The sequence below is a fragment of the Limimaricola sp. genome, assembly GCF_016125575.1.
GTDB lineage: Bacteria > Pseudomonadota > Alphaproteobacteria > Rhodobacterales > Rhodobacteraceae > WGLM01.
In genome coordinates this window covers 14,982-37,302 of record NZ_WGLM01000006.1, presented here as the reverse complement: position 1 = coordinate 37,302, position 22,321 = coordinate 14,982, and the positions used below count along the sequence as shown (strand labels likewise).

The 22,321-nt window shown below is 66.1% G+C and carries 24 protein-coding genes; 16 read left to right on the top strand and 8 right to left on the bottom strand.

Annotated elements, in window-relative coordinates; translation table 11 throughout:
* Positions 1–89 precede the first annotated feature (89 nt).
* Positions 90–662 carry an NYN domain-containing protein gene (locus GC146_RS15810; RefSeq protein WP_291840892.1) on the bottom strand — a complete coding sequence of 191 codons (573 nt, stop codon included), beginning with the start codon at positions 660–662 and terminating at the stop codon, positions 90–92.
* A 94-nt stretch (positions 663–756) separates the two neighbouring features.
* On the opposite strand from GC146_RS15810, the gene folK reads away from it, so the two are divergent.
* From folK to GC146_RS15785, 5 genes are all read left to right on the top strand, one after another.
* Complete coding sequence (gene folK / locus GC146_RS15805; RefSeq protein ID WP_291840889.1) at positions 757–1,347, top strand: 2-amino-4-hydroxy-6-hydroxymethyldihydropteridine diphosphokinase; 591 nt, start codon at positions 757–759, stop codon at positions 1,345–1,347.
* Between the two features lie 100 nt (positions 1,348–1,447).
* Positions 1,448–1,801: a DNA-directed RNA polymerase subunit omega gene (gene rpoZ, locus GC146_RS15800; RefSeq protein WP_291840886.1), complete on the top strand. Its 354-nt coding sequence runs from the start codon at positions 1,448–1,450 to the stop codon at positions 1,799–1,801.
* 56 nt (positions 1,802–1,857) lie between these two features.
* The gene (locus tag GC146_RS15795) at positions 1,858–4,002 is read left to right on the top strand and encodes a bifunctional (p)ppGpp synthetase/guanosine-3',5'-bis(diphosphate) 3'-pyrophosphohydrolase (RefSeq protein WP_291840882.1); all 2,145 of its coding nucleotides are present in this window, start codon (positions 1,858–1,860) and stop codon (positions 4,000–4,002) included.
* A 14-nt stretch (positions 4,003–4,016) separates the two neighbouring features.
* Positions 4,017–4,673 (top strand): DUF2062 domain-containing protein, encoded by a 657-nt coding sequence (locus GC146_RS15790; protein WP_291840879.1) that lies wholly within the window; start codon positions 4,017–4,019, stop codon positions 4,671–4,673.
* 32 nt (positions 4,674–4,705) lie between these two features.
* The gene (locus GC146_RS15785) at positions 4,706–5,455 is read left to right on the top strand and encodes a pyridoxine 5'-phosphate synthase (protein WP_291840876.1); all 750 of its coding nucleotides are present in this window, start codon (positions 4,706–4,708) and stop codon (positions 5,453–5,455) included.
* A 19-nt stretch (positions 5,456–5,474) separates the two neighbouring features.
* Here GC146_RS15785 and GC146_RS15780 read toward each other — a convergent pair whose 3' ends face one another.
* On the bottom strand, positions 5,475–5,981 hold the full coding sequence (locus GC146_RS15780; RefSeq protein WP_291840873.1) for a plastocyanin/azurin family copper-binding protein: 507 nt from the start codon (positions 5,979–5,981) through the stop codon (positions 5,475–5,477).
* A gap of 146 nt (positions 5,982–6,127) precedes the next feature.
* On the opposite strand from GC146_RS15780, the gene GC146_RS15775 reads away from it, so the two are divergent.
* The 7 genes from GC146_RS15775 to GC146_RS15745 all read left to right on the top strand — a co-directional run bounded on the left by GC146_RS15775 (position 6,128) and on the right by GC146_RS15745 (position 10,915).
* Positions 6,128–6,445 carry a Dabb family protein gene (locus GC146_RS15775; protein WP_291840868.1) on the top strand — a complete coding sequence of 106 codons (318 nt, stop codon included), beginning with the start codon at positions 6,128–6,130 and terminating at the stop codon, positions 6,443–6,445.
* Positions 6,446–6,449: 4 nt separating this feature from the next.
* Positions 6,450–6,869 carry a holo-ACP synthase gene (gene acpS / locus GC146_RS15770; RefSeq protein WP_291840865.1) on the top strand — a complete coding sequence of 140 codons (420 nt, stop codon included), beginning with the start codon at positions 6,450–6,452 and terminating at the stop codon, positions 6,867–6,869.
* Positions 6,862–8,073, top strand: a complete 1,212-nt coding sequence (locus GC146_RS15765) for an MFS transporter (protein WP_291840862.1) — start codon at positions 6,862–6,864, stop codon at positions 8,071–8,073. Before acpS ends, GC146_RS15765 begins: the two co-directional genes overlap by 8 nt.
* An 80-nt stretch (positions 8,074–8,153) precedes the next feature.
* On the top strand, positions 8,154–8,990 hold the full coding sequence (gene lepB / locus GC146_RS15760; RefSeq protein ID WP_291840860.1) for a signal peptidase I: 837 nt from the start codon (positions 8,154–8,156) through the stop codon (positions 8,988–8,990).
* A complete protein-coding gene (gene rnc / locus GC146_RS15755) occupies positions 8,987–9,667 on the top strand; it encodes a ribonuclease III (RefSeq protein ID WP_291840857.1) in 681 nt (226 codons plus the stop codon). Before lepB ends, rnc begins: the two co-directional genes overlap by 4 nt.
* Positions 9,664–10,581: a GTPase Era gene (gene era, locus GC146_RS15750; RefSeq protein ID WP_291840854.1), complete on the top strand. Its 918-nt coding sequence runs from the start codon at positions 9,664–9,666 to the stop codon at positions 10,579–10,581. Before rnc ends, era begins: the two co-directional genes overlap by 4 nt.
* A gap of 7 nt (positions 10,582–10,588) precedes the next feature.
* Entirely contained in the window at positions 10,589–10,915 is a 327-nt protein-coding gene (locus tag GC146_RS15745) for a DUF1491 family protein (protein ID WP_291841297.1), read from the top strand.
* A 153-nt stretch (positions 10,916–11,068) separates the two neighbouring features.
* On the opposite strand, the gene GC146_RS15740 is transcribed toward GC146_RS15745, so the two are convergent.
* Positions 11,069–11,740 carry a hypothetical protein gene (locus tag GC146_RS15740; protein WP_291840851.1) on the bottom strand — a complete coding sequence of 224 codons (672 nt, stop codon included), beginning with the start codon at positions 11,738–11,740 and terminating at the stop codon, positions 11,069–11,071.
* Positions 11,741–12,021: 281 nt separating this feature from the next.
* Between GC146_RS15740 and recO the strand changes: the two genes are divergently transcribed.
* Positions 12,022–12,750, top strand: coding sequence for a DNA repair protein RecO (gene recO, locus GC146_RS15735; RefSeq protein WP_291840848.1), 729 nt, complete (start codon positions 12,022–12,024; stop codon positions 12,748–12,750).
* 17 nt (positions 12,751–12,767) lie between these two features.
* Here the strand turns inward: recO and GC146_RS15730 are convergent, their stop codons facing one another.
* Positions 12,768–13,793: an aldehyde reductase gene (locus GC146_RS15730; protein WP_291840844.1), complete on the bottom strand. Its 1,026-nt coding sequence runs from the start codon at positions 13,791–13,793 to the stop codon at positions 12,768–12,770.
* A gap of 179 nt (positions 13,794–13,972) precedes the next feature.
* Between GC146_RS15730 and GC146_RS15725 the strand changes: the two genes are divergently transcribed.
* On the top strand, positions 13,973–15,211 hold the full coding sequence (locus GC146_RS15725) for an MFS transporter (RefSeq protein ID WP_291840841.1): 1,239 nt from the start codon (positions 13,973–13,975) through the stop codon (positions 15,209–15,211).
* A 1-nt stretch (position 15,212) separates the two neighbouring features.
* Here GC146_RS15725 and GC146_RS15720 read toward each other — a convergent pair whose 3' ends face one another.
* Entirely contained in the window at positions 15,213–16,037 is an 825-nt protein-coding gene (locus GC146_RS15720; protein ID WP_291840838.1) for a transglutaminase family protein, read from the bottom strand.
* Between the two features lie 205 nt (positions 16,038–16,242).
* Here GC146_RS15720 and GC146_RS15715 point away from each other — a divergent pair, with 205 nt between their 5' ends.
* Positions 16,243–17,427 carry a serine hydrolase domain-containing protein gene (locus GC146_RS15715; RefSeq protein ID WP_291840835.1) on the top strand — a complete coding sequence of 395 codons (1,185 nt, stop codon included), beginning with the start codon at positions 16,243–16,245 and terminating at the stop codon, positions 17,425–17,427.
* Between the two features lie 4 nt (positions 17,428–17,431).
* Here the strand turns inward: GC146_RS15715 and GC146_RS15710 are convergent, their stop codons facing one another.
* On the bottom strand, positions 17,432–19,117 hold the full coding sequence (locus GC146_RS15710) for an acyl-CoA dehydrogenase family protein (RefSeq protein ID WP_291840832.1): 1,686 nt from the start codon (positions 19,115–19,117) through the stop codon (positions 17,432–17,434).
* A gap of 145 nt (positions 19,118–19,262) precedes the next feature.
* Between GC146_RS15710 and GC146_RS15705 the strand changes: the two genes are divergently transcribed.
* Positions 19,263–20,027 (top strand): sulfite exporter TauE/SafE family protein, encoded by a 765-nt coding sequence (locus GC146_RS15705; RefSeq protein ID WP_291840830.1) that lies wholly within the window; start codon positions 19,263–19,265, stop codon positions 20,025–20,027.
* Between the two features lie 11 nt (positions 20,028–20,038).
* On the opposite strand, the gene GC146_RS15700 is transcribed toward GC146_RS15705, so the two are convergent.
* Together GC146_RS15700 and GC146_RS15695 are read right to left on the bottom strand one after the other, a co-directional pair.
* Positions 20,039–20,623: a DUF3859 domain-containing protein gene (locus GC146_RS15700; protein ID WP_291840828.1), complete on the bottom strand. Its 585-nt coding sequence runs from the start codon at positions 20,621–20,623 to the stop codon at positions 20,039–20,041.
* 56 nt (positions 20,624–20,679) lie between these two features.
* Positions 20,680–22,278, bottom strand: a complete 1,599-nt coding sequence (locus GC146_RS15695) for a phosphoenolpyruvate carboxykinase (RefSeq protein WP_291840826.1) — start codon at positions 22,276–22,278, stop codon at positions 20,680–20,682.
* Positions 22,279–22,321 lie beyond the last annotated feature (43 nt).

The window sequence follows — 22,321 nt, the reverse complement described above, 5'->3', positions numbered from 1 at the left end:
CGGACGGTCGGGGTCAGGTCCAGAGGTATGCGGCGGGCGCCGCCCCGTCCAGCCCGTTTTCGGACCGAAGCGGCGGCGCCCGGCGCGGTTCAGACGTGATCGACTGTTTCGGCCACGGCCTCGGTGCGCGGCTCGCGCGGCGGGCGGCCCACCACGTCGCGCAGTTCTTCCAGCTCGATGAAGTTATCGGCCTGCCGGCGCAACTCGTCGGCGATCATCGGCGGCTGGCTGCGGATCGTCGAGACGATCGAGACGCGCACGCCCTTGCGCTGGATCGCCTCGACCAACGGGCGAAAATCGCCGTCGCCCGAGAACAGCACGATATGATCGACGAAGCCCGCGATCTCCATCGCGTCGACCGCCAGCTCGATGTCCATGTTGCCCTTTACCTTCCGGCGGCCAAGGCTGTCCGTGTATTCCTTGGCGGGCTTGGTCACCATGGTGAAGCCGTTGTACTGCAGCCAGTCGACCAGAGGCCGGATCGGCGAATAATCCTCGCTCTCCAGAAGAGCGGTATAATAGAAGGCGCGCACCAGCTTGCCCCGCCGCATGAATTCCTGCCGCAGCAGCTTGTAGTCGATGTCGAAGCCGAGGGCCTTGGCCGCGGCATAGAGGTTGGCGCCATCGATGAAGAGCGCCAGACGCTCGTCCCGATAAAACATGATTTGTCCTTCTCGAATGTGGTCCGGCGCTGGATGCATTTCGCGAAACGTGAAATGAAGCGTCCGACATCGCTGATTGTAAGAGCTGCATGACATGCCGCAAGGCCACCAGGGGACACGAAATCGTGCGGTCGCGCTGATCGCGTTGGGGGCCAATGCGGCCTCGGCGGAGGGCGGCCCCGAGGATACGCTGCGCGCGGCAATCGCCGAACTGGCCGAGGCCACGGGCGAGACGCCAACCGTCAGCCACCTTTACCGCACGCCGGCATTTCCGCCCGGTGCCGGGCCTGATTTCGTGAACGCGGCATTGCGGCTGGAGACCACGCTGGCGGCCCCCGACCTGCTGGCGCTGTTGCACCGGATCGAGGCCGCGCACGGACGCGAGCGGAAGGTGCGCTGGGGCCAGCGCAGCCTTGATCTCGACCTGATCGCGCTGGGCGACGCGGTGTTGCCCGATGTCGCGGGCTGGCGCCGTTGGCACGATCTGGATGCCGCGGCGCAGCCGGTTCAGGCGCCAGACCGTCTGATCCTGCCGCATCCGCGCCTGCAGGACCGCGCCTTCGTGCTGGTGCCGCTGGCCGATGTCGCGCCGGACTGGCGCCACCCGGTGCTGGGGCTCAGCGTGGCCCAGATGATGGCGGCGCGGCCCGAAACCGAGCGGGCCGAAGTGGTACCGCTGGACTAAGCGGCGTCAGGCGAGGCGTCCGGGATTCGGCTTGTCAATCCCCCGCGCAGCGACTACATGGGTGGCTTCTTAGGATTTTCGCCAGACAAGGGGGGCGCCCATGGCCCGCGTTACCGTAGAAGATTGTGTCGACAAGGTTCCCAACCGGTTCGAGCTGGTGATGCTGGCGGCCCACCGCGCGCGCGAGGTTGCTTCGGGTGCGCACCCGACGCTGCCGCGCGACAATGACAAGAACCCGGTTCTGGCCCTGCGCGAGATCGCCGAGGAAACCCAGCTTGCCGACGATCTGCGCGAGCGGATGATCGAGGCGCACCAGACCCAGATCGAGGTCGACGAGCCCGAAGAAGACAGCATGTCGCTGCTGATGAGCGCCGAGGCCGACAAGCCCGCGCAGGACGACATGTCCGAAGAGCGCCTGCTGCGCGCGCTGATGGAAGCGCAGGGGCAGGGCTGAGGCAGGCCGCCCACGCCCGGAGCACCGGGCGGCGGGGCCGCCGGCGAGAGGGCGCGATGACCACAGCCGACGACCTGATCGCACTGGTCCGCGCCTACAATCCCCGCACCAACGAAAAGCTGCTGCGCGAGGCTTATGCCTTTGGCGCGGCGATGCATGAAGGGCAAGTCCGCCAGTCGGGCGAGCCCTACTTCAGTCATCCCGTCGCCGTGGCCGGCATCCTTGCCGGTCAGCAGATGGATGACGGCACTCTTGTGACCGCGCTGCTGCACGACACCATCGAGGATACCAAGGCGAGTTTTGCCGAGGTCGAGCGCCGTTTTGGCCATGACATCGCCGAACTGGTGGATGGCGTGACCAAGCTGACCAACCTGCAACTCACCTCCACCGAGACCAAGCAGGCCGAGAATTTTCGCAAGCTGTTCATGGCCACCAGCAAGGACCTGCGCGTCACGCTGGTCAAGCTGGCCGACCGGCTGCACAACATGCGGACCATCAAGTCGATGAGGCCCGACAAGCAGGCCCAGAAGGCCCGCGAGACGATGGAAATCTTCGCGCCGCTGGCCGGCCGCATGGGCATGCAGTGGATGCGCGAAGAGCTTGAGGACCTGTCTTTCAAGGTGCTCAACCCCGAGGCGCGCGCCTCGATCATCCGTCGTTTCATCACGCTGCAGCGCGAGACCGGCGACGTGATGCAGAAGATCACTGCCGACATGCGGATCGAGCTTGAGCGCGCGGGCATCGTCGCCGAGGTGACCGGCCGCGCGAAGAAACCCTACTCGATCTGGCGCAAGATGCAGGAAAAGGACCAGGGCTTTTCCCGGCTGTCCGACATCTACGGTTTCCGCGTCATCACCGCGACCGAGGCCGACTGCTACCGCGTTCTGGGCGCGATCCACCAGCGCTGGCGCGCCGTGCCGGGCCGCTTCAAGGATTATATCAGCCAACCGAAGTCGAACGGTTACCGTTCGCTTCACACCACCGTTTCGGGCCGCGATGGCAAGCGGGTGGAGGTGCAGATCCGCACCCGCGAGATGCACGAAGTGGCCGAAACCGGCGTCGCTGCACATTGGTCCTACCGCAACGGCGAGCGGGTCGAGAACCGCTTCGCCGTCGATCCCGTGCGCTGGATCGCCACGCTGACCGAACGTCTCGACAACGAGCAGGACCACGACGAGTTTCTCGAGGCGGTCAAGCTGGAGATGTACCAGGACCAGGTGTTCTGCTTCTCGCCCAAGGGAGATGTCATCAAGCTGCCGCGCGGGGCCACACCCATCGACTTTGCCTATGCGATCCATACCCGCATCGGGCATGCTTGCGTAGGCGCCAAGGTGGACGGGATGCGGGTGCCGCTCTGGACCCGGCTGAAGAACGGCCAGTCGGTCGAGATCATCACCGCCGAAGGGCAGACGCCGCAGGCGACATGGATCGACATCGCCGTGACAGGCCGCGCCAAGACGGCGATTCGGCGCAGCTTGCGCGAAGAAGACCGCGAGCGGTTCATCAAGCTGGGCGCGGAACTGGCGCGCGTGGCTTTCGAGAATGTCGGCAAGCGCGCCACCGAAAAGGCCTTGCGCACCGCTGCCAAGGCGCTGGCGCTGGATGACACCGACGAGATGCTGGCACGGCTGGGCAGCGCCGAGCTGACCTCGCGCGAACTGGTTGCCGCGATCTATCCCGACCTTGCCGAACGGCGTGGCGAAGAAGTTCCGCCCAGCCACGCGGTGATCGGCCTTAACGATGACCAGTCGTTCCGCCGCGCGCCCTGCTGCCAGCCGGTGCCGGGCGAACGCATCGTCGGCATCACGTTCCGGGGGCAGGGCGTTGTGGTCCATGCCATCGACTGTCAGGCGCTGGCTGCCTACGAGGACCAGCCCGACCGCTGGCTTGACCTGCGTTGGCAGGACGGCACCCATGCTGCGACGAACACGGTTACTCTCGATTTGACAATTACCAATGATGCCGGGGTGCTTGGGCGGATTTGTACGTTGATCGGCGAGCAGAACGCCAATATCTCGGATCTGAACTTCATCGACCGCAAGCCCGATTTCTACCGGCTTCTCGTCGATGTCGATCTCAGGGATGCCGAGCATCTGCACCGGGTGATGACAGCGCTCGACGCCGAAAGCAACGTATCCTCCATCGCCCGGCTGAGAGACCCGAAACGGGCGCAGGTGGGCCAGGACAAGGTTTCGGCCTGAAGGGGTTCCAAGGGGTGGTCTTCAAACGCAGGGACAAGCTACCGGTCTGGACCGCGGTCGGCCGGGCGCTGTGGCCTCGCGGCGGCTGGGTGCGGGCCTTCGAATATGTCAGGCACCGTGTCCGTCGCCTGCCCGACACACCTGAAAAAATCGCGCGCGGTATCTTTGCGGGCGTGGCCACCACGTTCAGCCCGTTCTTCGGGATGCATTTCCTGATTGCCTGGATCATCGCGCGGATCATGCGCGGCAACGTGCTGGCGGCACTCCTGTCGACCTTCTTCGGCAACCCGCTGACTTATGTTCCCATCGCGGCGATCTCGCTGGAAACCGGTCATATCCTGCTGGGCCGACGCCCGCGCCAAGGGGTCGATGCCTCGCTCGGGGCCAAGTTTGCCGGTGCATGGCACGATCTGTGGCACAACTTCGTCTCACTCTTCACCGGCCAGCCGCCCGACTGGCACCGTCTCGCGATCTTTTATCACGAGGTGTTCTTTCCCTTCATGATCGGTGGGATCATCCCCGGCATCATCGCCGGGGCAATTGCCTATTACCTTTCGGTTCCGGTGATCCGCGCCTATCAGAACCGCCGCCGCAAGGCGCTGCGCGGCAAGCTGGGCCAGTTGCGCAAAAAGCCGGCGGCCCCCCCTGACACGGGCCCCTCGGCAAGCTAGATCAGGACATCTGGGGTCTGGGGACAAGCATCATGGCGAAACCGGGAAAACTGCGGCTGGGCGTCAACATCGATCACGTGGCCACCGTGCGCAACGCGCGCGGCAGCGCCTACCCCGAGCCGGTGCGCGCGGCGCTGCTGGCGCAAGAGGCAGGGGCCGATGGCATCACCGCACATCTGCGCGAAGACCGCCGCCACATCTCGGATGCCGATATCGCGGGGCTGATGGCCGCGCTTTCGGTCCCGCTGAATTTCGAGATGGCTGCAACGGCCGAGATGCAGGCCATCGCCCTGCGCCATGTCCCCCACGCCGTCTGCATTGTCCCGGAAAAGCGGGAAGAACGCACGACCGAGGGGGGGCTGGAAGTTGCGCGCGAGGAAAACCGGCTGGCCCATTTCATCGCGCCGCTGCGCGAGGCGGGCTGCAGGGTGTCATTGTTCATCGCTGCCGATCAGCGTCAGGTCGCGGCCGCGCAGCGGATCGGCGCGCAGGTGGTCGAACTGCATACCGGCGCCTATTGCGACCTGCACGCCGAGGGCCGCCTGGCCGAGCGTGACGCCGAACTGACCCGGCTGCGCGAGATGGCCGAGTATGCCGACAGTCTTGGCCTCGAGGTGCATGCAGGCCACGGCCTGACCTACGACACGGTTGGCCCGGTTGCGGCATTTCCAGAGGTGTTGGAGCTGAATATCGGCCACTTCCTGATCGGCGAGGCGATCTTTCGCGGCCTTGGTCCGGCGATTGTCGAAATGCGCCGGTTGATGGAGGCGGCGCGGGGCTGATCCCCGCGCCGCTCCTCCGTCACGGGGTGACGTCGACCGTCGTCCACATCCCCATGATGTAGTGGCCGGGGATGTTGCAGTAGAGAATGTACTTGCCGGGCTTCAGCGTCACGGTCAGCGCGCCCTTCGCGCCCGGATCAAGCTCCGAAACCTCGCCGAGGTGGCCGGCTTCGTCTTCGATCACGGCGTTCATGTTGTCGTCGTAGGGCAGCTTCTGGCCCGCGGCGGGGGCGGGCGACAGGATCATCTCGTGGATGGTCGACTTGGAATCGTTGGTGACCGCAAAGGTCACTTCGCCTGCCGAGATGGTCTTGACGTCGGTCTTGATGCCCATCGTCGCGTTCGACATATCTTCGTTGCCACCGTAGATGATCGGTGCGGCGGTTCCCATGTTGTCCAGCGCGTTGTCGCCCGAATCCCACAGCGACACGTTGATCGTGCCGCCACCGGCAAAGGCTGCGGTGCCAAACGAGGCGACAATAGCTGCGGCGGCAAGGCCCAGCGTGGCGCGTCTGCTAAGTTCCATGGTCGTGTTCCTTCTATTTCAATGGGTTGTTTACCCACCCCCGCGCTAGACCCCCGGCCCTGCATCAGTCATGATCCAGATCAAATCTTTCGGCCTCTGCCCGCGTTTGGCGGTCCTGGGGCGTCACAAGTCCGTGAGGTGCATTCATGATCGAGCATGTCGTGATGGTCCGGCCCGCCCCCGGCCACGACCCCGCCGTCCTGAGAGAGGTTCTGGAGGGTCTGGCCGCGCTGGTGGGCCAGATCGACGGGTTGCTGCGCCTGCGCTTCGGCCCCAACCGCGATTTCGAGGGGCGGAGCCCCGGCTATGCCACCGGCTTCATCGCCAGCTTTACCGATGCGGCGGCGCTTGCCCGCTATGCCGCCGATCCGCGCCACAGGGCGCTTGGCGCCCGGCTGGTCGCCTGTTGCGAGGGCGGCACCGCAGGGCTGATGGTGATCGACCTCGACCTGCCGGACGCCTGACATCATGATCCTCGGCATCGGCACGGACCTGTGCAACATCGAGCGGATCGAGGGTACGCTGGACCGCTTTGGCGAGCGTTTCCTCAACCGTGTTTTCACCGAGCGCGAACAGCGCAAGGCCGCCAGCCGCCCGCGCGCGGTCGCTGCGACATATGCCAAGCGCTGGGCCGCGAAAGAGGCCTGTTCCAAGGCGTTGGGGACCGGCCTGCGCATGGGCATTGCGTGGAAGGACATGGCTGTCAGCAATCTGCGTTCGGGTCAGCCGGTGATGCACGTCACCGGCTGGGCCAAGGACCGGCTGGATCAGATGACGCCGCCGGGCCATAGCGCGATCATCCATGTCACCCTCACGGATGATCACCCGTGGGCGCAGGCCTTCGTGGTGATCGAGGCCCGCCCGCTGGATCCCGGCCTGCATGTTTGACAAGACCCGGGCGTTGGCCCGTTCGAACCCGGGCCTCGGCACGCTTTTGCTGGCGCAATGCCCGGCAGATTTCGCCGACTGGCTGGATTTTGTCGCCATCGGCACGGTGCTGGCGTATCGCTGGCAAGCCCCGCCCGTGGCCTTCGCATGGTTCGCGGTGGCACTGGGGCTGCCCTACCTGACCATTGGCGTGCTGGCCGGTGCGGTTGTCGACCGGATGGACCTGCGCCGTGTCATGATCCTTGGCAACCTTGGCCGGGCGCTGGGCAGCGCGGCGCTGATCCTCGCACCGGACTGGCCTGCATTGGTCATCGTGGTCGCACTGCGCGCCTCGGCCGACAGCTTTTACAGCCCGGCCAAACAGGCGTCGCTGCAGGCGATAGTCGCGGGGCGGGACCTGCTGGCGGCCAACGGGCTGAGCTTTGCGATCAACCAGGGGGCCAAGATCGTGGCTCCGGCGCTGGGTGGCGCCCTGATCGCAGTGCTGGCCCCGCAGGACGTCTTCGCGGTGAACGCGGGCGTCTCGGTTCTGGCTGCGGCCCTGCTGCTGCCGATGCGACCGCTGCCGCGCCGCGCGACGGGTGGCACGTCGCTCTGGCGTGACATCGCTGAAAGCCTTCGCCTCTTGCGGACAACGCCAGTGCTACGCGCGGCCATCGGCATGATGGCGGCGGGCATCTTTGCCATATTCCTCTACGATACGCTCTTTGCCCCCACGCTGCAGGCCCTCGGCGCAAGCCCCATGACATTTGGCCTGTGCATGGCCGCGGTGGGGGCGGGCGGCGTATTGGGCGGCGCCACCGTGGGCAAGGCGCGCGGCACCAGCGGCAGCTTTTCCATGATCGCCGCCGCTGCGGGCCTGTCGGGCCTTGTGACCATCGGCGTGGGCTGCCTGCAGATTACCGGGATGTTCCCGCCTGCGCTGCTGTTGATCGGCCTCTTCGGACTGCTGGGCCTTCTCTCGGCGCGCTCTGTCGTGCCGACGCGGGCCCTCTTGCAGGATCATACGCCGCCCGGGGGCATGGGCCGGGTTGCGGCCCTCAGCGAGGCGGCCAACACGCTGGCCCTGCTGGTCGCACCCTTCCTTGGCGCGGCGCTGGCCGCATCGCTGGGCTATGGCGCAGCCTTCGTGGCCGGAGGGGTGCTGATGCTGGGCGTGGCGCTGATCGCCTCACGGCTCGCCGCGCAATTTTCCGACAACTGATCGTCGCCACACCCGGCCTCAGCTTGACTTGCGCAGATGCGCCGCCCATGAAGCGCGGGTACTTTCGAAAGGGACGGATCATGGCAGCTGAAGGTGGGCTCTGGGGCGGGGTCGTGGAGACGCTCAAGACGGTTGTCTATGCGCTGCTGATCGCGGGCGTGTTCCGGACCCTGTTCTTCCAGCCGTTCTGGATTCCGTCCGGCTCGATGAAGGACACGCTGCTGATCGGCGACTTCCTCTTCGTCAACAAGATGGCCTACGGCTATTCCTATGCCTCCTGCCCCTCGGTGCGCATCCCGGCCCTCGGGATCGACATCGAGGCGTCTGATTTTTGCGGCATGTTCAAGGGATCGAACACGCGGCTTTTCGGCAGCATGCCGAAGCGGGGCGATGTCGTGGTCTTCCGCCACCCTGTCACCGGCAAGGACTTCATCAAACGGCTGATCGGGCTGCCCGGCGACCGGATTCAGGTCAGGGGCGGGCTGCTTTATATTAACGACGTGCCGGTCAAGGTCGAGGATGCAGGCCAGTTCGACGAGGTCATGGCGCCGCAGGGCCCCGAAGGATTGCTGCCGCGCTGCGCCAATGGCGCCGTGGGCCGGGGCGCCATCTGCACCAAGACCCGCCAGATCGAGACGCTGCCCAACGGCGTCAAGCACGACATCCTGAACATCGGGACACAGGCCAGCGACGATACCGGCATCTATACCGTGCCCGAGGGCTATTTCTTCTTCATGGGCGATAACCGCGACAACTCGACCGACAGCCGCTACGCGCAGTCGGCCGGCGGCGTGGGTTTTGTCCCGCTGGAAGATATCGTCGGCCGCGCCGACCGGATCATGTTCTCGTCGGCCGGTCGTTCGATGCTGGCCTTCTGGACATGGCGGGCCGACCGCTTCTTCAAGGCGATCGAGTGAAGCTCTCGGCGGATCTCGCTGCCTTCTCGGCCCGGCTCGGGCATGATTTCGCCCGGCCGGAGCTGCTGGTCCGCGCTGTCACCCATTCCTCGATGGCCTCGGTCCACCGCGACGACAACCAGCGGCTGGAATTTCTTGGCGACCGCGTGCTGGGGCTGGTGATTGCCGAGGCGCTGCTTGCCGCCGATCCTGCCGCTTCCGAAGGGATGCTGGCGCCGCGCTTCAACGCGCTGGTGCGCAAGGAAACCTGTGCCGACGTGGCCCGCGCGCTTGACCTTGGCGCGGTGCTGAAACTGGGCCGGTCGGAAATGCAGTCGGGCGGGCGGCGCAAGGCCGCGCTGCTGGCCGACGCGATGGAGGCGGTGATTGCCGCCGTTTATGAGGATGCCGGCTTCGAGGCAGCCCGCGACGTGGTCCTGCGGCACTGGCGCGCCCGGATCGGCAGCGTCAAGGAAGATGCGCGCGACGCCAAGACGGCGCTGCAGGAATGGGCACAGGCACGGGGCCTGCCGCCGCCCGCCTACGTGGAAACCGCCCGCTCTGGCCCCGATCACGCGCCCGAATTCACCATCGAGGTAAGGCTGGAAACGGGTGCTGCCGCCATCGCCACCGCCAATACCAAGCGTCAGGCCGAACAGGCCGCGGCAAAGTCTCTTTTGAAACAGGTGACCACATGACCGACCAGCCGACACGCGCGGGCTTTGTCGCCCTGATCGGCGAACCCAACGCGGGCAAGTCGACGCTGCTCAACCGGATGGTGGGCGCCAAGGTCAGCATCGTCACCCACAAGGTGCAGACAACGCGCGCGCGCATCCGCGGCGTGGCGATGGCGGGGCAATCGCAGATTGTCTTCGTCGACACGCCCGGCCTCTTTCGCCCGCGCCGCAGGCTGGACCGCGCGATGGTCGCCGCGGCCTGGGGCGGCGTGGCCGATGCCGACGTGGTGGTCCTGATGATCGAGGCGCATCGCGGCATCACCGAGGGCGTGCGCGCCATCCTCGACCGGCTGGGCGAGGTGGCACAGGGCCGCACCGTGGCGCTGGCCATCAACAAGATCGACCGGGTCAAGGCCGAAAGCCTGCTGGCGCTGACGCAGGAGATGAACGCGGCCTTCCCCTTTGCCGAGACCTTCATGATCTCCGCCGAAAAGGGCTATGGCTGCGATACCCTGCGCGACTGGCTGGCCAGCCGGATGCCCGAGGGACCGTGGCTTTACCCCGAGGACCAGATCGCCGACCTGCCACTGCGAATGATCGCGGCCGAGATCACCCGCGAGAAGTTGACGCTGCGCCTGCACCAGGAACTGCCCTACGAGCTGACGGTCGAGACCGAGGCCTGGGAGGAACGCCCCGATGGCTCGGCCCGGATCGACCAGATCGTTTACGTCGCCCGCGACGGGCACAAGGGCATCGTGCTGGGCAAGGGCGGCGAGACGACCAAGGCCGTGGGCAAGGCCGCGCGCGAAGAGCTGGAGGAATTCCTCGGCCGCCGGGTGCACCTGTTCCTGCAGGTCAAGGTGCGGCCCAACTGGCTGGAAGAGGCCGAGCGCTATTCGGAAATGGGCCTCGACTTCAAGGATGGCAACGCGTGACGGGGCGATGCGCCTGACCGCCGACATCTGGGTCTCTGCCTACCTCGCCCGGCTGCGCCAGCAGGGCATCCCCGCCTTCGTGGTGGCGCGCGGCGACGCCACCGCCGGGGCGGTGCTGGTGAAGCTCAACACGCTGGACGGGCAGGCCGCCTGTTACCAGCGCAGCTTCGACCTGATGACCGGCGAACGCCGCTGGACCGTCCTGACCCAGGGCGCCGAAGCCACCGTCGACGCCTCCATCACCAAACAACGCAGCTTCGACCCCGACCTCTGGGTGATCGAGGTGGAAGACAAGACCGGCCGGCACCTGCTGGATGAGGAGGGGTTGGGGTAGGGGGCGAGACCGGGAGGAGGATGTCGGGGTTGATCGGTTGGTTGAGTGGCTGCTAGCGGTCTGAAGGTGCCGTTTGTGCCATCCGCAGCGAAAGACCGGGCCGATCGCTGAAGTGTTACAGAATCAAGCATTCAGTCGAGAAAGATCCGACCTTCAACGGGACTCTTTGACGTCACCCTTCTGAAACTCGCGCAGTAAGCCCATTAAATCGCTTTTATGTTCTTCGTTTATAAAATCCGCTTCTGAATCAAGGTGCGTTAGTCGCAAGTTCGGGAAGCGCACCCCTTCCGGTGCATCAATTCCTTCGTAATTTAGCCGGTATAGTTGCATCTCCAAGCGACCAAAAAGCGCCTTGCACGCTTTATGGATCTCCTGGCTTACGTACTTCTCCGGTTTTAGGTCTTGCGCGGTTCTTGGGACTGGATAGCGCCCTTGGTACGGTACAACATCAGAAAGCAGTGCGAGCAAGCCTTGCTCTTCGGTGTTCAGTCGGAGTGTTTTCAACCGGTTTGCCAATTTGACCAAGTCGTGACCAAGCAGATGCTTGCTCAGTTTTCCACCATTTAGTAGCGTTGGATCTTCTGAAATCAGCAACGCCTTTATCAAATTTTCAAAGGACAGGCCGTACATCAGCAGGACAGGGCGAGACACTAACGGGCGGCTGTAGGATTGTTTCGAGCCATCAGCGTGATTGATTGCGTAGCCAATCCATTGATCTTTTGACATATCATAGATTGTGTCAGCGGTATCCGCGAGTTCATGTGCATAACTGTACCAATATTCTGGTGCCGCCTGTTCAATGAATTGCTTTTCCGACGTCGTCATGTTCGTAATGTGGGACTGAAACGAGCGCAGGACAAGCATGGACTTTTGGATTGTCCACATTTAGCGGTTGTATAAGCAGAACTCTGTACCCGACGACCGTTAGTCGGTAGAAAACGGTTCTAGGTCACGTATGGCGTCAAAGTCGGCTCTCCGCCCAAACAAATGTTTCCTGCCTAGCTCCGGTCAATCACCGCCCCGCCATCATCCACCCTCAACGAAACGCCGCCGCACCCCCCCCCATCCCCTCTTGCGCCCCGCCCGTTCCGCCCAATACTGCCCGCATGATCGAATGGCGCGATGAAGGGGCGGTGCTGGCTGTCCGGACGCATGGCGAGACCGCGGCGATTGTCGAGGTCTTTACCCCGTCGCACGGCCGTCATGCGGGCGTGGTGCGGGGCGGGGCGGGGCGGCGGCTGGGGCCGTTATTGCAGCCCGGCGCGCAGCTGGACCTGCGCTGGGCCGCGCGGCTGGACGACCATCTTGGCGCCTACACGATAGAGCCCCTGCGCAGCCGTGCCGCCCTCGTGATGGGCGACCGGCTGGCGCTGGCGGGGCTGGCGGCGGTCTGTGCGCTGCTCGCCCACGTCCTGCCCGAGCGCGAACCGCATCCCACCCTTTACGCCCGCACCATGGCGCTGCTGGACCTGCTGGGACAGGCCGAGGTCTGGCCGCTGGCCTACCTGCAATGGGAGGTCGCACTACTGGACGAGTTGGGCTTCGGCCTCGACCTGTCGGCCTGCGCGGTCAGCGGCACCAACGAGGACCTGTGCTACGTCTCGCCGCGCTCTGGCCGGGCGGTCAGCCGGCAATCGGCGGGCGCGTGGGCCGACCGCCTGCTGCCGCTGCCGCCGGTGCTGGCCGGGCAGGGCGAGGCGACGGGGGCCGAGATTGCCCGCGCGCTGGGCACGACCGGCTGGTTCATCGAACACCGGCTGGTCAAGGGCCTGGGCGACCGCCCGCTGCCCGCCGCCCGCGCGCGGCTGGTCGAGGCGATTGCGCGGCAGGCCTAGGGCAGGTTCGGGCCGGGTTACTGCCCGTTCTCGATCAGGAAGGCCGCGCTGGCGCGCACGGCCTCGGCCGGGTCGATGAATTCCATCCCCATCCCGCTCCGCGCGCGGGCGTTCGACACGGCCGACATCTCGCCAAGGTTGGGCAGGATCGTGCGGATCGACGGGTCGACCAGCGCCAGCGCCCGGATCAGCAGGTTGGGCGCCTCGCGCGTGACGACCCGGCGGGCCGGCCACTGCGCCTTGATCGCGCGGGCGAGGTCGGAAAACCACATCTCGCCCGCTGAGGCGATGAAGCGTTGGCCCGCCGTCTCGGGCCGCTGCAGCGCGCGCAGGTGCATTTCGGCTACGTCGCGCACGTCGACCACGGAAAAGCCGATCCTGGGCAGCATCGGGTCCTTGCCGCGCAGGATACGTTCGATGATCCCCACCGAGGTGCCGTAATGCCGGTCCAGCGGCGGGCCCAGCACCAGAACCGGGTTGATCGTGGTCAGCGCAATGCCCTTGCCGTCGCCGCCGACATAGTCCCATGCCGCACGTTCGGCCATCGTCTTGGACTTGGCATAGGCGGTGGCGCGCGGATCGTTCAGGTCGGTCCAGTCCTCCTCGTCATGCGCCTGCATCCCTGGCCGCATCGGCCCGTTCTGCACCGCCACGACGGACGAGGTCAGCACCACCCGGCCGATGCCTGCGCGATGGGCCGCCTTCAGCGCCCGCAGCGCGCCGTCCACCGCCGGGCGGATCAGCGCGTTCTCGTCCTTCGGCTGGACCAGCGGAAACGGCGAGGCGGTGTGCAGCACCGCGTCCACCCCTTCCATCGCCTCGTCCCAGCCCGCGTCGCCCGTCAGGTCAAGCGCGACGAAGCGCAGCCGTTCCTCCAACCCGCTCGCGTCTGTCAGGTGTGGGCGCACGGCCTCGGTCACCTCGTTCCCGCGAGACAGATCGCGCACGGTGCCGCGCACGGCATAGCCCGCGTTCAGCAGTTTCAGCGCGACATGCTTGGCGATAAAGCCGCTGGCGCCGGTCAGAAGGACGGTCTGGGTCATGGGGCCTCCGCAAGGGTCTGAAGGGGATACGCCCCCGGGGCTTCAGCGGATCATGCCACGCATGGCGGCGCAAGCCCGCGCGCGGCGGCGGTCGGGCGACGACCGCCCAATGTCGCGGATGGTGCAGACGCTGCCTATGGGCGCGCGTCATATCGGGCCTCAAATCCCGACGGCCCCAGATGTTTACCCCCCGCACCCCAATTTATCTCAGCCACGCGCCCACGCCGCGCGTCGAGGATTTCGCGCTGCTCGCCGCGCTCGAGGCGGGGATTCGCGGCATCCTGCTGTCGGTGATGCCGCTGGTGATCTACCGCAGCTTCGGCGATGCCGAGACGGTCAGCCACATCTACTTCGCGGTGGGCATCGCCTCGCTCTGCTGCGGGCTGATGGTGCCCTGGGCCACCCGGTTCATCCCGCGCCGCTGGATGCTGACGCTGGCGGGGGTCCTCTATTTCTGCGGCATGATGCTGGCGATCTTCGGCACGCCGCACATGAAGGCGCTGGCGCTGCTGACCAATGCGGTGGGCACGGTGACCTTCACCGTCTGCCTCAATGCCTACGTGCTGGATTACATCTCGCGGCTGGACCTCGGGCGCAACGAGATGACGCGGATGGTCTATAGCGGCGCGTCATGGGCGCTGGGGCCAGTGCTGGGCGTGTGGCTGCTGAACTGGTGGATGCCTGCGCCCTTCATCGTGGCGGCCGGTTTCGCCGTGGTACTGATCGTGGTGTTCTGGCGGCTGCGGCTGGGCAATGGCAAGCAGATTGCCCGCGCCCGCGGCCCCGCGCCCAACCCGCTGGCTTACCTCGCGCGCTTCTTCGCGCAGCCGCGGCTGATCGCGGGCTGGCTTTTCGCCGTCATCCGCTCCTGCGGCTGGTGGGTCTATGTCGTCTACCTGCCGATCTACTGCATCGAAAGCGGGCTGGGCGACCAGGTGGGCGCGGTCGCGCTGTCGCTGTCGAACGGGCTGTTGTTCATCACGCCGCTGATGCTGCGCGTCGTGCGGCGGGTGGGCGTGCGCCTGTCGGTGCGTGCGGCCTTCGCGGCCTGTGGCGGCTTGTTCGCGATCGGCTGGGCGGTGTCGGCCATGCCCTGGGCGGCCTATGGCAGCCTGATGGCCGCCTCGATCTTCCTCGTGATGCTTGATGTCTGCGGCGGGTTGCCCTTCCTGATGGCGGTCAAGCCGTCGGAGCGGACGGAGATGGCCGCGGTCTATTCCAGCTTCCGCGATGTCTCGGGCATTCTCACGCCCGGCGCGGCGGCGCTGGTGCTGCTGGTCTCGCCGGTGTCGGGCATCTTCGCGGCCGTGGCGGGCGGTATGTTCTTGGCCTTCGGCATTGCCGGGCGGCTGCACCCCCGGCTGGGCGCGCCCAGGCCCTTCGCGCCTGCCGCCGTGCAGGCCGCCCCGGCAGAGTAGCTTAGTCCTCGATCTGGTCCATCCAGACCTGGAACCCGGTCATCACGTTCGGCCCGAAGGTGTGGGTCAACGGCACGTCGGCGGCATCGCGCCCCCGCGCAATCAGGACGCGGCCGATGCGGGGTTCGTTGTTGCGCGGATCGAACACCCACCACGCATTGTCGAGGTAAACCTCCATCCAGGCCGCGAAATCGCCCGGCGCCCAGGGCTGGGGCGTGCCCACGTCGCTGATGTAGCCGGTGCAGTAGCGCGCGGGAATGTTCATGCAGCGGCAGAAGGCGATGGCAAGGTGCGTATAATCGCGGCAGACGCCGCGCGCCTCGGCCAGCGCCTCGGACGCGGTGCGGGTGCTGCGGGCGAATTCATAGCCGAAGGCGATGTGATTGTGGACGTAGTCGCAGATCGCCTGCACGCGGGGCCAGCCCGGCGCCGTCCCCTCGAAGAGCTGCCAGGCCCGGTCCGACAGCACGTCGGTATCGCAATATCGGCTGCCCAGCAGGCATGACAAGGTTTCCGCCGGCAAGTCCTCGACAGCATGCTGGCGGGCCTCGGGGCGGACCGGATCGGGCGCGCCATCGTCGCGGATCACGCCCGAGGTCGTCAGCACCATTGGCCCCGCGGGCGCGACCAGCCGCGAACACCAGTTGCCGAAACCGTCGCGGTAGCTCTGGATCGTCACCGCCGGATCGGTGGTCAGGTGGTCGGGCTGTTCAAGGTCGGCGAAGCGCGAGTAATGCACGTTCAGCATCGCGATCATCGGCGTCGGTTGCGGAAATTCGTAGCCAAGGCGGCAGCCGATCCGGAATCGCATGAAGATGTCTTTCATAATGAGGGCGGGAAGCGGGGTGCGGCTGGCAAAGTGCCTGCCACGCGGATGATCGCTCTTGTCTATCAGGTTTCTGCGCCGCAGCACAGGACTGCTTGAACGGCGTCACCGATGGCTGGCTTGCAGCTTGCCGCCGATGGGCGCCCGCTGCTAGCGTCCCGCCACGGCGCGCCACAATCCGCGTCGGACAACCCCGGAGACGTACATGCGGTCTGAAATCGACGAAACACGCCTTGGTCGCATCGCTGCATGGATGGACCGGCAGGTGGACACCGGCCGCCTTGCCGGGCTGGCCGTGCAGATCGCCCATCGCGGAGATATCTGTTTTTCAGAACGTCGTGGCCAGCGCGACATCGGGGCAAACCTGCCGGTGACCGACGACACGCTCTGGCGGCTTTACTCGATGACCAAGCCCGTCACCTGCCTTGCCGCGCTGATGCTTTACGAAGAGGGCGCCTTCCGGCTGGAGCAACCAGTGGCCGATTTCCTGCCGGGCTTCGGCCAGGCCGGCGTCTGGGCCGGGGGCGATGCACCGCCCGAACAGGCCGTCCCGCTGGCCCGGCCCGTGACCATGCATGATCTTTTCACCCACCAGTCCGGCCTTGGCTACCCCAATGCCGAGGGGCGGCCGATCGACCGGTTGTGGGCCAGTGCCGCGCCGTTCCGCACCGCGCCGGGATGGACGATGGCCGATGCCGTGGCCGAGATGGCGCGCCTGCCGCTCTGGTACCAGCCGGGCCAGCACTGGTACTACGGTTATTCCCATGACGTGCTGGGCCGCGTGATCGAGGTGATCACCGGCCAGACGCTGGGCGCCGTGATGCAGGACCGCATCTTCGCGCCGCTGGGCATGACGGAGACGGCGTTTTCCTTCACGCCTGCGCAGGCGCCACGGATGGCAGCATGTTATGGCCACGGGGCCGAGGGACTGCATCAGGTCGCGCCGGCCGATGACCCGGCCTATCGCGCGCCCGTCACGCTGGAAAAAGGTGGCGCGGGTCTAGTCTCGACCATGGGCGATTACCAGCGCTTCGCCAGCATGATGGCCGCTGGCGGCGTGCATGAGGGCCAGCGCCTGATCGGGCGCAAGACCCACGAGATGATGGTGATGAACCAGATCGGTGGCGATTTTGCCAGCCGGGGTCCCGCCCATGTGGGCGACCGGCCCGGCACCGGTTATGGCCTGGGCGTGGGTGTGCTGGTCGACCCGGCCGCCGCCCAGTCGCCGGCCAGCCCCGGCCGTTATGGCTGGAGTGGCTACGCCTCGACCGATTTCTGGGTTGACCCGGTCGAGGAGATCACCGTCCTGCTGATGACGCAAATGGTGCCCTCGGGCACTTTCCCGCTTTGGCGCGAGCTGGAGGTTGCCGTCTCCCAGGCGCTGGCCTGAGCCGTCAGTCCAGCAGTCGCCGCGCGATCACCTGCGCCTGAATCTCGGCCGCGCCCTCGAAAATGTTGAGGATACGCGCGTCGCAAAGGATCCGGCTGATCTTGTATTCCAGCGCGAAACCGTTGCCGCCGTGGATCTGCAACCCGTTATCGGCGGCGGCCCAGGCCACCCGGGCGCCCAGCAGCTTCGCCATCCCCGCCTCGAGGTCGCAACGGCGGCCTGCATCCTTTTCGCGGGCGCTGAAATAGGTCAGTTGCCGCGCGACCATGATTTCCACCGCCATCATCGCCAGCTTGCCCGAGACACGGGGGAAGGCGATCAGCGGCTTGCCGAATTGCTTGCGGTCCTGTGCATAGCCCATCGCCACGTCGAGGGCCGATTGCGCCACGCCAACCGCGCGTGCGGCGGTCTGGATGCGCGCGCTTTCGAACGTCTGCATCAGCTGGCGAAAGCCTTGCCCCTCGACCCCGCCCAGCAGGTTCTCGCCCTTCACGGCGAAGCCGTCAAAGGCCAGCTCGTATTCCTTCATGCCGCGGTAACCCAGCACCTCGATCTCGCCGCCGGTCATGCCGGGGGTGGGGAAGGGGGCCTCGTCTGTGCCGGGCGTCTTTTCCGCCAGGAACATCGACAGGCCCTTGTGATCGGTGCTGGCCGGATCGGTGCGCGCCAGCAGCGTCATCACATGGGTGCGCGCGGCATGGGTGATCCATGTCTTGTTGCCGGTGATGCGGTAGGTGTCGTCCTCCTTGACCGCGCGGGTGCGCAGGCTGCCAAGATCGGACCCTGTGTTGGGCTCGGTGAACACGGCCGTCGGCAGCACCTCGCCCGAGGCAAGGCCGGGCAGCCATTTGGCTTTTTGCGCTTCGGTGCCACCACCAAGGATCAGTTCGGCCGCGATCTCGGACCGGGTGCCAAGACTGCCAACGCCGATATAGCCGCGCGAAAGCTCTTCCGAGACGACGCACATCGACGCCTTCGACAGGCCCAGCCCGCCATATTCCTCGGGGATCGTCAGGCCGAACACGCCCATCTCGCCCAGCTCGGCGATGATTTCCAGCGGGATCAGCTCGTCATTGAGATGCCAGTCATGCGCCAGCGGTTCGACCCGTTCCACGGAAAAACGGCGGAACTGGTCGCGGATCATCTCCAGCTCGTCTTCCAGTCCCGTTGCCCCCACGGTGGCATGGGCGGTGTTGTCCTGCATCAGCGCCACCAGCCGGGTCCGCGCGGCCTGGCTGTTGGCGTCTTGGCGTAGCCGCGCCACCTGCGGCAAATCCAGTCCAAGCGCATCGGCCGGTGTCAGGCCAATATCGGCAAGGCGCACGATTTCGCCCTGACTCATCGGGATGCCACCCGCGATCTGGTTCAGGTATTCACCAAACGCGATCTGGTGGATCAGCGCTTCGATCTCGCCAAACTTTCCCTCGGCCTGCAGCCGCTCGGCCCATTTCTGCATCTGTCGCAGAGCCTGCGCATAGGTCGCAAGCCATGCCAGCCCGTGCGCGGCGGTCTGTTGCGCCTCGATCAGCGCGGGCCGCACCCGGCCGCCATCGGTGACGCGGGCCTGCAGGCGGCTGCGTGCGGCGGTCACCAAGGCATCAACCGGGGCAATTGCGGCGCCTGTCAGCGCCAGCAGATCGGGCAAAAGGGCGCGTTCGCTCATCGGCAGGTCCTGTCCATCATGCGGCATCGCGGGCTCCTTCGTGCTGATGCAGCAGACCTAGGGCCTTCGCAGTTGCAGCGCAACTTCATTTCAATAATGTTAGCGCAAAAGACCGGAAATGTCGCAGCCGATTCCGGGTGCAGCCCCCGGCGCGCCGGGTTAAAGGGGCGGCATGGACCTCAGTTTCGGACTTTCATCGCCGGCGCTTCTGCTGGCCGCCATTGCCGTGACGCTGCTTGCCGGCTTCGTCAAGGGGGCGGTGGGCTTTGCCATGCCGATGATCATGATCTCGGGCCTGTCCACGTTCCTGCCTCCAGAACTCGCATTGGCTGCGTTGATCCTGCCAACGTTGGTGACCAACGGCGTGCAGGCGCTGCGGCAGGGACATGCGGCCGCCTGGGCCTCGGTCCGGCGATTCCGCATCTACCTTATCGCCGGTTTCGTGGCGCTGCTGATCAGCGCCCAACTGGTGCGCGTGCTGCCGCAGGGGGTGCTGTTCGGCCTGATTGGCGGGCCGATCGCGGCTTTCACGGGTATGCAACTGTTGGGCTGGCGGCCACACCTCGCGCGGCCGATCCCGGCGGTCGAGGCGGCCGTGGGCGCGCTTTCGGGTTTCATCGGCGGGCTGTCAGGGGTCTGGGGGCCGCCGACTGTGGCCTATCTCACCGCCATCGACACGCCCAAGGCGGACCATGTCCGCATTCAGGGGGTGATTTATGGCCTTGGTGCGGTGGCCCTGCTGGGCGCGCATGTCGGCTCGGGCGTGATGCGGGCGGCCACGCTGCCGCTGTCGCTCTTGATGATCCTTCCGGCGATGGCGGGAATGGCGGTGGGCCTGCGCCTGCATGACCGGTTGGAGCAGGCCACGTTCCGGCGTGTCACGCTGCTGGTCCTGTTCGTTGCCGCACTCAACCTTGTGCGCCGCGCAGTTTTCTGAGGCGCGGCCCCTCAGGACAGCAAACCCTCATAGTGGCAAACCTGCGCCAGTTCCGGCACTTCGCGCGGGGGCACCACGGTGAATTCGGCATGGAAAAGCTGTTTGCCGCTTTCGCTGGCCGAAATCGTCCATGGGCCTGTCACCAGTTCATAATCCGTGTCGAACTGGAAAAGCGTGATCGACAGGCCCGGCGTGCCGTCTTCGCCCTTGATCGCGGTGGTATAGGTCTCAACTGTCACGCCGTTTGCGCCCATCGGCGGATGGGTGACTGTCACCAGCACGTTGTCGTATCCCGGCGGCCGCCGCGCGCGCGACTTCACGCCAAAACCGATGCCCAGCACCGCCGGCACCCGGCGCGCGGGGCTGACGAAGTCGGGCTCGGTGGTGATGATGTTGGTAAATCCTGCGATCGTTCCCGGCGCGGGCGAGGTTTCGGTCGTGTCCTGCGCGCAGACGATTCCGGCCTGAAAGACCGACAACAGCGGACTGACATCGTCGCCCGGCGCCAGCGCCCCGATACCAGCCGACTGGGCCAGAACCGGGGCGGCGGAAAGGCCAATGGCAAGAAGCAGCGGGGCGAGGGCGGAGCGTGTCATGCCGCCATGCTGCCCGCCGCGCCGCCACTGTCAACGCCCTTTGGCGTGTTTCCCGCTCAGCCGATGGCGGCGGCGCGCACGTCCTCGTCGATGAAGGCCACGTATTTGGCGAAGTTGTCGGCAAACATCTGCACCAGCTTGGCCGCCTGATGGTCATAGGCGGCACCGTCGGCCCATGTATCGCGCGGGGTCAGCAACCGCGTCTCCACCCCCTCGACCGCCACCGGCACGTCGAAGCCGAAGTTCGGATCCTTGCGGAACGCTCCCTCGACAAGGCTGCCGTCCAGCGCGGCGGCGAGCAGCGCGCGCGTGGCACGGATCGGCATCCGCTTGCCGGTGCCATAGGCGCCGCCGGTCCAGCCGGTATTGACCAGCCAGCAGGTGGCGCCGTGGCTGGCGATCTTGGCCTGCAACAGCTTGCCATAAACCTCGGGCCGGCGCGGCATGAAGGGCGCGCCAAAGCAGGTGCTGAAAGTCGGCTCCGGCTCGGTCACGCCGCGCTCGGTCCCTGCGACCTTGGAGGTGAAGCCGGACAGGAAGTGGTACATCGCCTGCGCCGGGGTCAGCCGCGCGATGGGCGGCAGCACGCCAAAGGCATCGCAGGTCAGCATGATGATGTTCTTGGGATGGCCGCCCAGCCCCGTGGCCGACGCGTTGGAGATCGCGTCAAGCGGGTAGGCGCAGCGCATGTTGGCGGTCAGGCTGTCGTCTCCGAAATCCAGCGCCTTGGTCTCGGGGTCGTAGACCATGTTCTCGATGACGGTCGCAAAGCGCGTGGTCGTGCCGTGGATCTGCGGCTCGGCCTCGGCCGAGAGGTGAATGGTCTTGGCATAGCAGCCCCCTTCGAAGTTGAAGGTGCCGCTGTCGGACCAGCCATGTTCGTCATCGCCGATCAGCGTGCGTGCGGGATCGGCCGACAGCGTGGTCTTGCCGGTGCCCGACAGGCCGAAGAACACCGCCGCATCCACCGGGTTACCCAGCGCGTGGTTGGCCGAGCAGTGCATCGGCATCACGCCCTTTTCGGGCAGCAGGTAGTTGAGCAGGGTGAAGACGGCCTTCTTGTTTTCGCCCGCGTATTCGGTGCCGCCGATCAGCACCAGCCGGCTCTGGAAATCAATCGCGATGACGGTTTCGCTGCGGCAGCCGTGGCGCGCCGGGTCGGCCTTGAAGCTGGGGCAGTTGATGACGGTGAATTCGGGGACGAATGTTTCCAGCTCGTCCCGCGTGGGCCGGCGCAGCAGGTGCCGGATGAACAGCCCGTGCCAGGCCAGCTCGGTGATCATCCGCACGTCCAGCCGCATCGTCGGGTCGGCCCCGGCGAACAGGTCCTGCACATGCACGTCGCGGCCCTTCAGGTGCGCCACCATGTCTTCGCGCAATGCGTCGAAGGCGTCGGGCGCCATCGGCGCATTGTTCTCCCACCAGATGGTGTGTTCGGTCATCGGGCGGCGGACGACGAACTTGTCCTTGGGGCTGCGCCCGGTGTGCTTGCCCGTTGTCACTAGCAGCGTGCCACCCTGTCCCAGCACACCTTCACCGGCCAGCAGGGCATGCTGCATCAGATCGGGCTCAAGGGCGTTGTAATAGATATGGCCCAAGCCCGTGATCCCCTGATCGTTCAGTCGAAAACCGGGATTGACCCGCCCGTGATCCATGGCAACGCTCCTTCGCAGCGGCCCGGGAATGGGCCCGTACCCC